The sequence below is a fragment of the Variovorax paradoxus genome (assembly GCF_000834655.1).
GTDB classification, from domain to species: domain Bacteria; phylum Pseudomonadota; class Gammaproteobacteria; order Burkholderiales; family Burkholderiaceae_C; genus Variovorax; species Variovorax paradoxus_F.
This window is the reverse complement of record NZ_JXQQ01000034.1, coordinates 1-15,030: the sequence shown is the minus strand read 5'-3', so window position 1 is coordinate 15,030 and position 15,030 is coordinate 1. Positions and strand designations below refer to the sequence as shown.

At 65.3% G+C, this 15,030-nt stretch carries 14 protein-coding genes; 13 read left to right on the top strand and 1 reads right to left on the bottom strand.

Annotated features, from left to right (window positions below):
- The first annotated feature begins 11 nt into the window (after positions 1-11).
- From nuoI to RT97_RS16145, 9 genes are all read left to right on the top strand, one after another.
- Entirely contained in the window at positions 12-533 is a 522-nt protein-coding gene (nuoI, locus tag RT97_RS16185; RefSeq protein ID WP_042579825.1) for an NADH-quinone oxidoreductase subunit NuoI, read from the top strand.
- A gap of 37 nt (positions 534-570) precedes the next feature.
- The gene (locus RT97_RS16180; RefSeq protein WP_042579824.1) at positions 571-1,236 is read left to right on the top strand and encodes an NADH-quinone oxidoreductase subunit J; all 666 of its coding nucleotides are present in this window, start codon (positions 571-573) and stop codon (positions 1,234-1,236) included.
- Positions 1,233-1,541 carry an NADH-quinone oxidoreductase subunit NuoK gene (gene nuoK, locus RT97_RS16175; protein ID WP_007837741.1) on the top strand — a complete coding sequence of 103 codons (309 nt, stop codon included), beginning with the start codon at positions 1,233-1,235 and terminating at the stop codon, positions 1,539-1,541. The genes RT97_RS16180 and nuoK overlap by 4 nt, the downstream gene beginning before the upstream one ends.
- A 144-nt stretch (positions 1,542-1,685) precedes the next feature.
- A complete protein-coding gene (nuoL, locus tag RT97_RS16170; RefSeq protein ID WP_042579823.1) occupies positions 1,686-3,731 on the top strand; it encodes an NADH-quinone oxidoreductase subunit L in 2,046 nt (681 codons plus the stop codon).
- Positions 3,732-3,756: 25 nt separating this feature from the next.
- The gene (locus tag RT97_RS16165; RefSeq protein WP_042579822.1) at positions 3,757-5,235 is read left to right on the top strand and encodes an NADH-quinone oxidoreductase subunit M; all 1,479 of its coding nucleotides are present in this window, start codon (positions 3,757-3,759) and stop codon (positions 5,233-5,235) included.
- 26 nt (positions 5,236-5,261) lie between these two features.
- The gene (gene nuoN / locus RT97_RS16160; RefSeq protein ID WP_042579821.1) at positions 5,262-6,749 is read left to right on the top strand and encodes an NADH-quinone oxidoreductase subunit NuoN; all 1,488 of its coding nucleotides are present in this window, start codon (positions 5,262-5,264) and stop codon (positions 6,747-6,749) included.
- A gap of 16 nt (positions 6,750-6,765) precedes the next feature.
- Positions 6,766-7,071 (top strand): DUF2818 family protein, encoded by a 306-nt coding sequence (locus RT97_RS16155; RefSeq protein WP_042579820.1) that lies wholly within the window; start codon positions 6,766-6,768, stop codon positions 7,069-7,071.
- Positions 7,072-7,076: 5 nt separating this feature from the next.
- Positions 7,077-7,682 (top strand): NUDIX domain-containing protein, encoded by a 606-nt coding sequence (locus RT97_RS16150; protein ID WP_042579819.1) that lies wholly within the window; start codon positions 7,077-7,079, stop codon positions 7,680-7,682.
- Between the two features lie 7 nt (positions 7,683-7,689).
- Positions 7,690-8,142 (top strand): DUF1178 family protein, encoded by a 453-nt coding sequence (locus tag RT97_RS16145; RefSeq protein ID WP_042579818.1) that lies wholly within the window; start codon positions 7,690-7,692, stop codon positions 8,140-8,142.
- Positions 8,143-8,152: 10 nt separating this feature from the next.
- On the opposite strand, the gene RT97_RS16140 is transcribed toward RT97_RS16145, so the two are convergent.
- Positions 8,153-9,937 carry an ABC transporter transmembrane domain-containing protein gene (locus tag RT97_RS16140; protein WP_042579817.1) on the bottom strand — a complete coding sequence of 595 codons (1,785 nt, stop codon included), beginning with the start codon at positions 9,935-9,937 and terminating at the stop codon, positions 8,153-8,155.
- Positions 9,938-10,016: 79 nt separating this feature from the next.
- Between RT97_RS16140 and RT97_RS16135 the strand changes: the two genes are divergently transcribed.
- The 4 genes from RT97_RS16135 to RT97_RS16120 form a co-directional block, all read left to right on the top strand.
- Positions 10,017-10,553 carry a MarR family winged helix-turn-helix transcriptional regulator gene (locus tag RT97_RS16135; RefSeq protein WP_042579816.1) on the top strand — a complete coding sequence of 179 codons (537 nt, stop codon included), beginning with the start codon at positions 10,017-10,019 and terminating at the stop codon, positions 10,551-10,553.
- Positions 10,546-12,027, top strand: a complete 1,482-nt coding sequence (locus RT97_RS16130) for an efflux transporter outer membrane subunit (protein ID WP_042579815.1) — start codon at positions 10,546-10,548, stop codon at positions 12,025-12,027. Before RT97_RS16135 ends, RT97_RS16130 begins: the two co-directional genes overlap by 8 nt.
- 62 nt (positions 12,028-12,089) lie before the next feature.
- Positions 12,090-13,436 (top strand): HlyD family secretion protein, encoded by a 1,347-nt coding sequence (locus RT97_RS16125; protein ID WP_042579814.1) that lies wholly within the window; start codon positions 12,090-12,092, stop codon positions 13,434-13,436.
- Between the two features lie 38 nt (positions 13,437-13,474).
- Positions 13,475-15,030, top strand: a 1,556-nt coding sequence (locus RT97_RS16120; RefSeq protein WP_042579813.1) for a DHA2 family efflux MFS transporter permease subunit, incomplete at its 3' end; no start/stop codon positions are given.

Below are 15,030 nucleotides of genomic sequence, written 5' to 3'. Positions count from 1 at the left end.
GCGCCAACATCATGTCTGCTGCGCACACCGCAACACCGTCCGCACCGTTCTCGCTCAAGGATTTTCTCGGCAGCTTCATGCTGTTCGAACTGTTCAAGGGCTTGGCGATCACGGGCAAGTACGCCTTCGCCCGCAAGATCACGGTGCAGTTTCCGGAAGAGAAGACGCCGCTGTCGCCGCGTTTCCGCGGCCTGCACGCGCTGCGTCGCTATGAAAACGGCGAAGAGCGCTGCATTGCCTGCAAGCTCTGCGAAGCCGTTTGCCCGGCACTGGCGATCACCATCGAGTCCGATGTCCGCGACGACGGCTCGCGCCGCACCACGCGCTACGACATCGACCTGACCAAGTGCATCTTCTGCGGCTTCTGCGAAGAGAGCTGCCCGGTCGATTCGATCGTGGAGACCCACATCTTCGAATACCACGGCGAAAAGCGCGGCGACCTGTACTTCACCAAGGACATGCTGCTGGCTGTGGGCGACCGCTACGAAAAAGAAATTGCAGCGAACAAGGCGGCCGACGCCAAGTACCGCTGATCCGTCCAGCCCGAAACCCGTACCCACTCGAATTCCAATGGACGTCAAGACCGGTCTGTTCTATCTATTTGCCGCGGTGCTGCTCTTTGCAGCCTTCCGCGTCATCACCGCCCGCAACCCCGTGTACGCCGCGCTGTACCTGGTGCTGGCCTTCTTCCAGGCTTCGGCCATCTGGCTGCTGCTGCGCGCCGAGTTCCTGGCGATCTCGCTCGTGCTGGTGTACGTCGGAGCCGTGATGGTGCTGTTCCTCTTCGTCGTGATGATGCTGGACATCAACGTCGACAGCTTGCGACAGGGCTTCTGGAAGCACTTCCCGCTTGCGGCCGGCGTTGGCGCGTTGATCGCACTCGAAATGGCGGCCGTGCTCATGGGCGGTTTCCGCCTGGGCGAGGCGCCGCGCGCCATGGCGGTCACCTCGGCCAATACTTCGAACACGATGGAACTGGGCAAGCTGCTCTATTCCGAATACCTCTATCCGCTGGAGATTGCCGCGGTCATCCTGCTCGTGGCCATCGTGGCCGCCATTGCACTGACGCTGCGCACCCGCAAGGACAGCAAGTACACCAACCCGTCGGACCAGGTGCGCGTGAAGGCGCGCGACCGCGTGCGCATCGTGCAGATGCCGGTGACGCGTGCGGCCGAGCCTGTGGCGGAAGCAGCCCCGGCGGTGCCGGCTGACGCGGCAAAGGAAAACAAGGCATGACGCTCACGCTCGGACACTTTCTCTCGCTCGGCGCGATGCTCTTCGCGCTGTCGGTGATCGGCATCTTCCTGAATCGCAAGAACCTGATCGTGCTGCTGATGGCCATCGAACTGATGCTGCTGGCAGTCAACATGAACTTCGTGGCCTTCTCGCACTACCTGGGCGACATGCACGGACAGATCTTCGTGTTTTTCATCCTGACCGTGGCCGCGGCCGAGTCGGCCATCGGTCTCGCGTTGCTGGTGCTGTTGTTCCGCAACAAGTCGAACATCAACGTCGACGAGCTCAACTCGTTAAAAGGATGATCCCCCAGTCTTCGCGCACTTCGTGTCGCTTCGCCAACCCCCATCGGGGGCGCTGCCAGCAGCCCGGCAAAGCCGGTTCTGCGGCAGCCGCTGGGTGGTGCACGCGTGATGTGATGCCCTGGAGCCATTGAAAAGAACAAACGTATGAGTTCAACGCTTTCCGCATCCACATTGCTGGCCGTGCCGCTGGCACCCCTGGTCGGCGCCGCCGTCGCAGGCCTCTTCGGCACCAAGTTCGGCGGCAATCACATCGGCCGCAAGGTCACGCATTCGCTGACCATCCTCGGCGTGCTCGTCGCCTTCATCATCTCGGCCATGACGCTCAAGAGCGTGGTGGTAGACGGCGCGCGCTTCAACGCGACGCTCTACGAGTGGATGATCGTCGGCGGACTGAAGATGGAAGTCGGCTTCCTGGTCGACGGCCTCACCGCCATGATGATGTGCGTGGTGACCTTCGTGTCGCTGATGGTGCACATCTACACCATCGGCTACATGGAAGAAGACGACGGCTACAACCGCTTCTTCTCGTACATCTCGCTGTTCACCTTCTCGATGCTGATGCTCGTCATGAGCAACAACATGCTCCAGCTGTTCTTCGGCTGGGAAGCGGTGGGCCTGGTGTCGTACCTGCTGATCGGCTTCTGGTTCAACAAGCCCACGGCCATCTTCGCCAACATGAAGGCCTTCCTGGTCAACCGCGTGGGTGACTTCGGCTTCATCCTGGGCATCGGCCTGATCGCCGCGTATGCCGGCACGCTGAACTACGGCGAAGCCTTCGCCAAGGCCAACACGCTGGCCGGCATCACGTTCCCCGGCACCGAGTGGATGCTGATCACCGTGATCTGCATTTGCCTCTTCATCGGCGCGATGGGCAAAAGCGCGCAGTTCCCGCTGCACGTGTGGCTGCCTGATTCCATGGAAGGCCCGACGCCCATCTCCGCGCTGATCCACGCGGCCACGATGGTGACGGCCGGCATCTTCATGGTGGCGCGCATGTCGCCGCTGTTCGAGCTGAGCGACACGGCCCTGAGCTTCATCCTCGTGATCGGTGCAATCACCGCGCTCTTCATGGGTTTCCTTGGCATCATCCAGAACGACATCAAGCGTGTGGTCGCGTACTCGACGCTCTCGCAGCTGGGCTACATGACGGTGGCGCTCGGTGCCTCGGCCTACTCGGTCGCAGTGTTCCATCTGATGACGCACGCGTTCTTCAAGGCGCTGCTGTTCCTCGGTGCGGGCTCGGTGATCATCGGCATGCACCACAACCAGGACATCCGATGGATGGGCGGCGTGCGCAAGTACATGCCCATCACCTGGATCACTTCGCTGCTGGGTTCGCTCGCGCTGATCGGCACGCCGTTCTTCGCAGGCTTCTACTCGAAGGACAGCATCATCGAAGCGGTGCACGAGAGCCACCTGTGGGGCGCGAACTTCGCCTACTACGCGGTGCTGGCGGGCGTGTTCATCACGGCGTTCTATTCGTTCCGCATGTACTTCTTGGTGTTCCACGGCAAGGAACGCTACGACCAGAACCCGGACGCGCACCACGACGACCATGCGCACGATGCCCATGGCCACGACGATCACGGCCACGGCCATGACGCCCACAAGCCGCACGAATCTCCTTGGGTCGTCTGGCTGCCGCTGGTGCTGCTGGCGATCCCCTCGGTGGTGATCGGCTTCATGACGATCGAGCCGATGCTCTTTGGCGAGTTCTTCAAGCAGGCGATATTCGTGGACGGTGCCAAGCACCATGCCATGAAGGAACTGGAAGAAGCGTTCCACGGTCCTGTCGCGATGGCGATCCACGGTCTGCAGACCGCGCCGTTCTGGCTGGCGCTGGCAGGCGTGGTGTTGTCGTACTACATGTACATGATCAATCCGGCGCTGCCGGCTGCGATCAAGCGCGCCTTCAGCCCCATCTACAACCTGCTCGAGAACAAGTACTACCTCGACTGGATCAACGAGAACATCATCGCCCGCGGTGCGCGCCTGCTCGGCACGGGCCTGTGGAAGGGCGGCGACCAGGCCCTGATCGACGGTGCCGTGGTCAATGGTTCGTGGAAAGTGATCGGCCGTGTCTCCAGCGTGGTGCGCTGGGTGCAGTCGGGCTACATCTATCACTATGCCTTCGCGATGCTGCTCGGCATCTTCATCCTGATGACGTACTTCGTCTGGTTCAAACGCTGAGCCCGAACGCTGGAGAAAAAGAAAAATGGGTTTGTTGAGCCTTGCCATCTGGGTGCCGATCGCATTCGGCGCCGTGCTGCTGGCGTTTGGCCGCGAAGAGCATGCCAAGGGCGTGCGCTGGGTCGCGCTCGTCGGTGCCATCGTAAGCTTCCTGGTCACGGTGCCGCTGTTCACGCGCTTCCAGAATGGAACCGCCGCCATGCAGTTCGTCGAGAAGACGAGCTGGATCTCCCGCTTCAACGTCAACTACCACATCGGACTTGACGGCCTGTCGCTGTGGATGGTGTTGCTGACCTCGTTCATCACGGTCGTCGTCGTGATCTCGGCCTGGGAAGTGATCACCGAGCGCGTGAACCAGTACATGGGCGCGTTCCTGATCCTCTCGGGCTTCATGATCGGCGTGTTCTCCGCGCTCGACGGCATCCTGTTCTACGTGTTCTTCGAAGCCACGCTGATCCCGATGTACCTGATCATCGGTATCTGGGGCGGCCCGAACAAGATCTACGCGGCGTTCAAGTTCTTCCTCTACACCTTGCTCGGCTCGCTGCTGATGCTGGTGGCGCTGATCTTCCTGTACAACAAGTCGGGCGGCAGCTTCGACATCCTGGCCTGGCACAAGCTGCCGCTGGGATCGACTGCGCAGACCTTCCTGTTCTTCGCCTTCTTCGCAGCATTCGCGGTGAAGGTGCCGATGTGGCCGGTCCACACGTGGCTGCCCGACGTGCACGTCGAGGCGCCCACCGGCGGTTCCGCCGTGCTGGCCGCGATCATGCTGAAGCTGGGCGCCTACGGTTTCCTGCGCTTCTCGATGCCCATCGCCCCCGACGCCTCGCACGAATGGGCCTGGCTCATGGTCGCGCTGTCGCTGATCGCGGTGATCTACGTGGGCCTGGTGGCGCTGGTGCAGCAGGACATGAAGAAATTGGTGGCTTATTCGTCGGTCGCCCACATGGGCTTCGTGACGCTCGGCTTCTTCATTTTCAACGAGCTCGGCGTGTCCGGCGGCATCGTGCAGATGATTGCCCACGGCTTCGTGTCGGGCGCGATGTTCCTGGGCATCGGCGTGCTGTACGACCGGGTGCACTCGCGCCAGATCGCCGACTACGGCGGCGTGGTCAACACCATGCCCAAGTTCGCCGCGTTCGCGCTGCTGTTCGCCATGGCCAACTGCGGCCTGCCGGGCACCGCCGGTTTCGTGGGCGAGTGGATGGTGATCCTGGGCGCCGTGAAGGCCAACTTCTGGATCGGCCTGGGAGCTGCCACCGCGCTGATCTTCGGCGCCGCCTACACCCTCTGGATGTACAAGCGCGTGTACCTCGGCCCGGTCGGCAACGACCACGTCAAGGAGCTCACCGACATCAACGCCCGCGAGTTCCTGATGCTGTCGCTGCTGGCGATCGCCGTGTTGTGGATGGGCCTGTATCCGAAGCCCTTCACCGATGCGATGGACGCCTCGGTCGTTGAGCTTCTTCGCCATGTGGCGATTTCGAAGCTGCCCTCCTGATGCCACGCTGAAGACAAGAGAACGAGATGATTGACAAACTCAGCTGGGTCACGATCTACCCCGAAATCGTGTTGCTGGTCATGGCCTGCATCATTGCGCTGGTCGACCTGTCCGACACGAGCCCGCGTCGCACCCGCACCTATGTGCTGACGCTGCTCACGCTGCTGGTGGTGGCCGTGCTCACCGGCATGGCTGCCCTCGACGGCAAGACCTCGTACGGCTTCGGCGGCATGGTTGTGAGCGACTCGATGGGCAACTGGCTCAAGTGCTTCTCCACCATCGCCTTGATGGTCACCCTGATCTACGGCCGCCCGTATGCGGCCGACCGCGAGATGCTGCGCGGCGGCGAACTGTTCACCGTGAGCATGTTCGCGCTGCTGGGCATGTTCGTGATGATCTCGGGCAGCAACTTCCTGCAGATCTACCTGGGCCTGGAACTGCTCACGCTCTCGAGCTATGCGCTCGTGGCGCTGCGCCGCGACAACGCGGTGGCCAGCGAAGCGGCGATGAAGTACTTCGTGCTCGGCGCGATGGCCAGCGGCTTCCTGCTGTATGGCCTGTCGATGATGTACGGCGCGACCGGCTCGCTCGACCTGAACGAAGTGTTCAAGGCGATCTCGACCGGCAAGGTCAACCACCAGGTGCTGGTGTTCGGTCTCGTGTTCATCGTGGCCGGCCTGGCATTCAAGGTGGGGGCGGCGCCTTTCCACATGTGGGTGCCGGACGTCTACCAGGGTGCGCCCACGGCCGTCACGCTGCTCATTGGCGCGGCGCCGGAACTGGCCGCCTTCGGCATCATCATCCGCCTGCTGGTGGATGGCCTGCAGCCGTTGGCGATCGATTGGCAGCAGATGCTGGCCGTGCTGGCCATCGCTTCGCTGCTGATCGGCAACCTCGCCGCCATCGCGCAGAGCAACTTGAAGCGGATGCTGGCGTACTCGACCATCTCGCAGATGGGCTTCATGCTGCTGGGCCTGGTCGCCGGCTCTGACCTGCAGGGCACGCAGAACGCACAGGCCGCCTACAGCGCGTCGATGTTCTACATCGTGACCTACGTGCTGACCACGCTGGCGAGCTTCGGCATCATCCTGCTGCTGGCGCGCGAAGGCTTCGAAAGCGAAGAGATCACCGACCTGGCCGGTCTCAACCAACGCAGCCCGCTGTACGCCGGCGTGATGGCCATTGCGATGTTCTCGCTGGCGGGTCTCCCGCCGCTGGTCGGCTTCTACGCGAAGCTGGCCGTGCTGCAGGCGCTGATCGCCTCGGGCCAGGCCATCTACATCGGCCTGGCGGTGTTCGCCGTGATGATGTCGCTGGTCGGCGCCTTCTACTACCTGCGCGTGGTTAAGGTCATGTACTTCGATGCGCCGGTCACGGCCACCACCGTGTCGGCTTCGTTCGACGTGCGCACCGTGCTCACGATCAACGGCGCACTGATCCTGATTCTTGGCGTACTGCCCGGCGGTCTGATGACGCTGTGCTATGACGCCATCGCGGCCACGCTGGCCCACTGACGCGGCCGGCCCTACGGTGTCGCAAACCGCGTCGGTCTGGGTCGTCCTGCTGGTGGCGCTCCTGGCCGCCAACCTGCCGTTCTTCAACGAGCGCCTGTTCGGCGCTGTGTCGCTGCCGACAAAGCGAAAGTCCCTCGCGATCCGCTTCGTCGAGCTGGTGGTGATGTACTTCATTGCCGGTGGCATCGGCCTGCTGTTCGAACGCAGGGCAGGCCAGATCTCGCCACAGGGCTGGGAGTTCTACGCTGTGACCGGCGCGCTCTTCATCGTGCTGGCCTTCCCGGGGTTCACCTGGCGCTACCTGATGAAACACAGGCACTGACCGACATGACATCACCCATCGCTGATTCACACCTGAAGGAAGAGCTGGTCAGCAGCGAGGAGCTCTTCAAAGGCAAGTTCCTGCAGGCCAAGCGCGACACCATTCGCCTTCCCGACGGCCACAACGCCACGCGCGAATACGTGGTGCACCCCGGCGCGGTGGTGGTGATTCCGTTGCTCGACGATGGGCGCGTGGTACTGGAGCGGCAGTACCGCTACCCGGTGGGCCATGTGATGGTCGAATTTCCAGCCGGCAAGCTCGATGCGGGCGAAGATCCGCTGGTCTGCGGCCAGCGCGAACTCCTCGAGGAAACCGGCTACACTGCGCGCGAGTGGGCGCATGCCGGTGCGATGCACCTGGCCGTGGCGTACTCGACCGAGATCATCCACATCTACTTTGCGCGGGGCCTCTCGCTCGGCGAGCGGCAGCTCGACCACGGCGAGTTCCTCGACGTGTTCACCGCAACGCCGCAGGAGCTGGCCGGCTGGTGCGGCGACGGCACGGTGACCGACGCCAAGACGCTGACCTGCACGCTCTGGCTGCAGAACGTCCTTTCGGGCGCATGGGCACTCGACTGGAAGGCGGCGGCTTCGCAAGGCGGCGCGGGATAATCCGCGCATGAAGGTTCTCGATCTCCGCTGCACGCATGGCCATGGCTTCGAAGGCTGGTTCGCGTCCAACGAGGCATTCGAGACCCAGTTGGCGAGCGGGCTGGTCGAATGCCCGGTCTGCGGCGACACAGCCATCGTCAAGCTGCTGAGCGCGCCGCGCCTCAATCTCGGCAATGCGAAGGCGCCTGCAGAAGCGGCGCCCGCCGCGCCCTCGCAGGTGTCGGCTCAACAACTCTCCCCTGAAGCTCGCTGGATGCGTGCCGTGCGCGAGGTCATCGCAAAGACCGAAGACGTCGGCGAACGCTTTGCCAAGGAAGCTCGCAAGATGCATTACGGCGAAGCCGAGGAGCGCGGCATCCGTGGGCAGGCAACCCCCGAGCAGACCGAGGCGCTGCTCGACGAAGGCATTGCGGTGATGCCGCTGCCGATGCCCGCAGCGCTCAAAGAGACGCTGCAGTAACAGGCTTTGCTCAGGCTGTGAACTGAAGCGCGGCCAGGCGGGCGTAGACCCCGCCTTGCGCCACCAGCGCCGCGTGCGTTCCCTGTTCGACGATGCCGCCGTGGTCCAGCACGATGATGCGGTCGGCCTTCTGCACGGTCGCGAGGCGGTGGGCAATGACCAGCGTCGTGCGGCCTTCCATGGCCGACTCAAGCGCGGCCTGCACCATGCGTTCGCTCTCTGCATCGAGTGCGCTTGTCGCCTCGTCCAGCAGCAGCAAGGGCGGGTTCTTCAGGATCGCGCGTGCGATCGCGATGCGCTGGCGCTGGCCACCTGACAGGCGCACGCCGCGCTCGCCGAGGAAGGTGTCGTAGCCCTCGGGCAATGCTGTCAGGAAGTCGTGCGCGAACGCAGCGCGGGCGGCCGAATGCACTTCGTCGGCGGTGGCTTCGGGCCGGCCGTAGCGGATGTTTTCGAACGCGCTGGCCGAGAAGATCACCGCGTCCTGAGGCACGAGGCCAATGCGGGTGCGCAGGTCTGGCAGGGCGAGCGACGCGAGCGGCGCGCCGTCGAGCAGCAACTGGCCCGATTGCGGGTCGTAGTAGCGCAGCAGCAGCTGGAACACCGTGCTCTTGCCGGCGCCGCTGGAGCCGACCAGCGCCACCGTCTCGCCGGGCGCGATGTCGAGGCTGAAGTCGCGCAGCGCCGGCGTGCCGGGCCGCGATGGGTAGTGGAAGGTCACCGCGTCGAGCTTGATCGTGCTGCCCGCAGCCGGGATCGGTGTGACCGTCGGGTTCGGCGGCGAGGTGATGACAGCCGGCGCGTGCAGCAGTTCCATCAAGCGCTCGGTGGCCCCGGCTGCGCGCAGCAGGTCGCCGTACACCTCGCCGAGTACCGCCGTCGCACTTGCGAGGATGGCCACGTAGACCACGGTCTGGCCGAGATGCCCGGCCGTGATGTCGCCGCGCAGCACGGCTTGCGTGCCTTGGTACAGGCCCCAGAGCAGCGCCGCCGAGGTCGCGATGATGATGAAGGCCACCAGTACCGAGCGCGCTTTGGTGCGGCGCACGGCGGTGCGAAAGGCGTTCTCGGTCGAGGCGTCGAAGCGGGCGGCCTCGCGCCCCTCGGCCGTGTAGCTCTGCACGACCGGAATCGCATTGAGCACTTCCGCGGCGATGGCGCTCGAGTCGGCCACGCGGTCCTGGCTCGCCCGCGAAAGCTTGCGCACTCGCCGGCCGAACCACATGCTCGGCAGCACCACCAGCACCAGGATGCCCAACACCTGCACCATCACATAGGGATTGGTCCAGACCAGCACGGCCAGCGCGCCCACGCCCATGACAGCGTTGCGCAGGCCCATGCTCAGCGAGGACCCGACGACCGTCTGCACGAGGGTGGTGTCGGCCGTCAGCCGCGAGAGCACTTCACCCGTCTGCGTCGTCTCGAAGAAGGCCGGGCTTTGATGCAGCACGTGGCCGTAGACCGCGTTGCGCAGATCTGCGGTGACGCGTTCGCCCAGCCAGCTCACCGTATAGAAGCGCGCGGCTGAGAACAGGCCCAGCGCCACGGCCACCGCGAAGAGGGCGCCGAAGTGCTCGCGCAGCGCCATGGTCTGGGCACCCTTGTCGGGGTTGATCAGCCCGCCGTCGATCAGGCTGCGCAGCGCCAGCGGAAAAGCCAGCGTCGTGATGGCCGCCATCACCAGGAAAACGCCCGCCAGCACGATCTGCACGCGATAGGGACGAAGGAAGGGGCTCAGGCCCGACAGCGACCGGGGCGAGCCCTTGGCCATGGAAGACGGTGGGGAGGAAGCCATGGGCGCGGATTCTACCGAACCCTTGCCCCTACAAAGGCAGCCTTGACAATAACTGCCATGGCAGCTAATATTTCGGCCCATGAGCGATGCAAATACCCCCAAGGCCTCATCGGACCCCGATGACGCTGTGCGTCGGCCGCCTGTCTTCTATCGGGCGGAGAACTACCGTGCCGAGGACAGCATCGGTTACCTGATGCGCCGCATCGTCACGGCGGTGGGGCAGTCGGTAGAAACCCGCATGTGCGAGCCCGGCAGCCCGACCTATCCGCAATGGGTGCCGCTGTACAAGCTGCACACCGGCGCGGCCACCACGGTGGCCGAGCTGGCCCGGGCCTGCGAGCTCGACACCGGCGCCATGACGCGGCTTCTCGATCGCCTCGAAGCCAAGGGCCTGTGCCGCCGGGTGCGCTCGCTCGAAGACCGCCGCGTGGTCAACATCGAACTCACCGACGAAGGCCGGGCCGCCGCCAAGGAAGTGCCTTACGTGCTCAGCCGCGTGCAGAACGAGCACCTGGCAGGTTTCACCACCGAGGAATGGGAGCAGCTCAAGGGCTACTTGCGCCGCATCCTCGACAACGCGCAGGCCCTCGCGGCCCGTGGAGATAAAAATGAATGATTCCCTCGCCGTGCGCGCTGTGCGTCGCACTCCCGTCGTGGCAGCCGCGCTGCTGCTGGTCGCGCTGGCCGGTTGTGCCGACATGGCGGGCATCGGCTCGCAAGCCAGGCTGCGCGATGCATCGTCGCTCGGCATCGCGCCCGACAGCGCCGCAGCGCCTGTCTCCAGGCTCGACGCCCAGTGGTGGCTCGCCTTCGGCGACACCCAGCTGAACACGCTGATCGACCAGGCCGTGGCCGGCAACCCGAACCTGCAGGTCGCGCAGGCCCGCCTCGCGCGTGCGCAGGCTTCGGCAGACATCGCCGGTGCAGCGCTCAAGCCCCAGGTCAAGGGCGATCTCGACCTGAACCGCCAGAAGTTCAACAGCAACTACATCTACCCCGCACCGCTCGGCGGCTCGACGCAGAACATCGGTCTGCTGCAACTGGGCGCAAGCTGGGAGCTCGACTTCTTCGGCAAGAACCGCACTGCGCTCGACACCGCCCTCGGCGCCGCCAACGCCGCCGCGGCCGATGCCGATGCAGCACGCGTGCTGCTGGCCAGCAACGTCGCGCGCAGCTACTTCCAGTGGGCGCGCCTGAATGACCAGCTCACGGTGGCGCAGCGCACGCTCGCCCAGCGCGACGAAACCCTGAAGCTCGTGCGCGACCGCGTCTCCGCCGGCCTGGACACCCGCCTGGAACTGCGCCAGAGCGAAGGTGGCCTGCCCGAAGCGCGCCAGCAGATCGAAGCGCTCAACGAGCAGATTGCATTGCAGCAGCACGCCCTCGATGCGCTGATCGGCCAGCCGAACGTGTCCGCCTCTCTCAAGCCGCCGGTGCTTGCCGGTGTCAAGCCGATGGCGCTGCAGGCCAACATCCCCGCCGACCTGCTGGGCCGCCGCGCCGACATCGCCGCCGCCCGCTGGCGCGTCGAGGCGGCCACCACCGACGTGGCCAATGCCAAGACCCAGTTCTATCCCAACGTGAACCTCACGGCCTTCGTCGGCTTCCAGAGCCTGGGCTTTGGCAAGCTGCTCAAGTCGGGCAGCGAGCAGTGGGGCGTGGGCCCGGCCATCAGCCTGCCGATCTTCGAAGGCGGCAGGCTGCGTGCCAACCTGCGCGGCAAGTCGGCGGACCTGGACGTGGCGGTCGAAAGCTACAACGCCACCGTCATCGATGCGGTGCGCGATGCGGCCGACCAGGTCGCGAGCGCCCAGTCGATCACCCGCCAGCAGACCGAACAGCGCGCCGCGCAAACGGCTGCCGAAGGCGCCTACGACATCGCGGTGCAGCGCTACCGCGCCGGCCTGGGCAACTACCTCAACGTGCTGACGGCGGAGACCGCGGTGCTCGCGCAGCGCCGTCTGGCCGTCGATCTGGCCGCGCGCGCCCTCGACACCCAGGTGGGCCTGGCACGGGCCCTCGGCGGTGGCTGGCAGCCGCCGTCGACCTCGACGGCCACGGCATCGGCCCCGACGGCCGCAGTCAACTGAACTGAACAGAGAACCGAACTGACCCGGCTCCCGACTCCCTCGTTATCGGAAAGAAATTCATCATGAGCGACAACAACACTCCGACGCCCGCTGCTTCCGCAGCCCCCACAGCTATTGCTGCCCCCGAAGCGCCCGCCGGCAACGGCAAGCGCCGCCGCGCGCTCACGGCCCTTGCGGCCGTGGTGATCGTCGCGGGCGGTGGCTGGGGCCTCTACGAATGGCTGGTCGCCAGCCACTACGAGGACACCGACAACGCCTACGTGCAGGGCAACGTCATCCAGATCACGCCGCAGATCGGCGGCACCGTCATGGCGATCAACGCCGACGACACCGACTTCGTGAAGGCCGGCCAGCCGCTGGTGCAGCTCGACCCGGCCGACGCGAAGGTCTCGCTCGAGCAGGCAGAGGCCGCGCTCGCGCAGGCCGTGCGCCAGGTGCGCACGCTCTACGCCAACAACGGCTCGCTGGCCGCGCAGGTCACGCTGCGCCAGTCGGACATCGTCAAGGCGCAAAGCGACATCGCCAAGGCGCAGGACGACTTGCAGCGCCGTCGCGCGCTCTCGGGCAACGGCGCCGTGTCGAAGGAAGAACTCAACCACGCCGAAACGCAGCTCGATACGGCCAAGAGCCAGCTCGCCGCCGCGCAGGCCGGCGTGGTCGCCGCCAAGGAAGCGCTGGTGAGCAACCAGTCGCTGACCGACGGCACCAGCGTCGCGCAGCACCCGAGCGTGCTGGCCGCCGCAGCCAAGGTGCGCGAGGCCTACCTTGCCACGCAGCGTGTCGCGATGCCGGCACCGGTCGATGGCTACGTGGCCAAGCGCACCGTGCAACTCGGCCAGCGCGTCTCGGCCGGCACGCCGATGATGTCGATCGTGCCCCTCAACCAGCTGTGGGTGGATGCCAATTTCAAGGAAGTGCAGCTGCGCAACATCCGCATCGACCAGCCCGTGAAGCTCACGGCCGACGTCTACGGCAAGAAGGTCGAATACGACGGCAAGGTCGCCGGCCTGGGCGTGGGCACCGGCAGTGCGTTCGCGTTGCTGCCCGCGCAGAACGCCACCGGCAACTGGATCAAGGTGGTGCAGCGCGTGCCCGTGCGCATCGCGCTCGACCCCGAGCAGCTCAAGGCCAACCCGCTGCGCATCGGCCTGTCGATGGACGCCGAGATCGACATCACTTCCAAGAGCGGCAAGATGCTCGCCGACGCGCCGCGCGGCAGCGCGCTCACGCAGACGCAGGTCTACAGCCAACTCGACCGCGGCGCCGATGCCGAAGTGGACCGCATCGTCGCGGCCAATCTCGGCCGCGCCGCACCAGCCACCGCCGCTGCAGCACCGGCCAGCCGCACGCCCGCAGCCGGGGCTCCGGCCACCGGCGCGCAGGTCGCAGCGCAGGGCCAGCCCGGTTGATCGTTGCCCGCTTCGCTTGAACTGAAAAAGCACGCGCAATGGCCACCGCCGCTCCCGCTTACATAGCGCACGCACCGCTCGAGGGCTCCGCCCGCGTGTGGGGCACGATCGCGCTGTCTGCGGCAACCTTCATGAACGTGCTCGACTCGTCGATCGCGAACGTGTCGTTGCCCGCCATCTCGGGCGACCTGGGCGTGAGCACCACGCAGGGCACCTGGGTCATCACCAGCTTCGCGGTGGCCAACGCCATCGCAGTGCCGCTCACGGGTTTCATGACCCAACGCTTCGGCCAGGTGCGCCTGTTCATGGCGAGCGTGATCCTGTTCATGATCAGCTCGCTGCTGTGCGGCCTCGCGCCGAACATGACCACGCTCATCCTGTTCCGCGCGCTGCAGGGCTTCGTCGCGGGTCCGATGATTCCGCTGTCGCAGACGCTGCTGCTGTCGAGCTATCCGAAGGCCAAGGCGGGCCTGGCGATGGCGATGTGGTCCATGACCACGCTGGTCGCGCCGGTGATGGGGCCGCTCCTGGGCGGCTGGATCACCGACAACATCTCGTGGCCGTGGATCTTCTACATCAACATTCCCGTGGGCATCGTCGCGGCTTCCATCACCTGGGCGCTCTATCGCAAGCGCGAGAGCACCACGCACAAGGTGCCGATCGACGCCATCGGCCTCGCGCTGCTGGTGCTGTGGGTCGGCTCGATGCAGCTGATGCTCGACAAGGGCAAAGAGCTCGACTGGTTCCACTCGCCGCAGATCATCACGATGGCGGTGGTGGCCGTGGTCGGCTTCGCGTTCTTCCTCATCTGGGAACTGACCGACAAGCACCCGGTGGTGGACCTGTCGCTCTTCAAGCGCCGCAACTTCTGGTCGGGCGCCGTGGCCACGGCCGTGGCCTACGGCCTGTTCTTCGGCAACGTGGTGCTGCTGCCGCTGTGGCTGCAGCAGTGGATGGGCTACACCGCGACGCAGGCGGGGATGATCATGGCGCCCGTGGGTCTCTTGGCGATCTTCTTCTCGCCGGTGGTGGGCCTTACGGTGGCGAAGATCGATCCGCGCCGCTACGCGACTTTCTCGTTCCTGGTGTTCGCGCTGGTGCTGTGGATGCGGTCTAACTTCAACACGCAGGCCGACTTCGTCACCATCATCATCCCGACGGTGATCCAGGGCATCGCGATGGCGTTCTTCTTCATCCCGCTGGTCACGATCACGCTGTCGGGCCTCACGCCCGACCGCATTCCGGCCGCATCGGGGTTGTCGAACTTCCTGCGGATCACGGCCGGCGCGATGGGCACTTCGCTCACCACCACGCTGTGGGACAACCGCGCGACGCTGCACCACGCGCAGCTCGCCGAAACCATCAACCAAGGCAACAACGCGGCCACCAGCGCGATGTCCGGGCTCACCGGCAGCGGCTTCAGTACCGACCAGGTGATGGGGCAGATCAACCGCCTGGTCGACCAGCAGGCCTACATGCTGGCGACGAACGACATCTTCTATGCGTCGGCGATCCTGTTCCTGTTGCTGATTCCGCTCGTGTGGCTTGCCAAGCCGCAGAAGGGCGGCGCCGGCGGCGACGCCGCGGCGGGCGC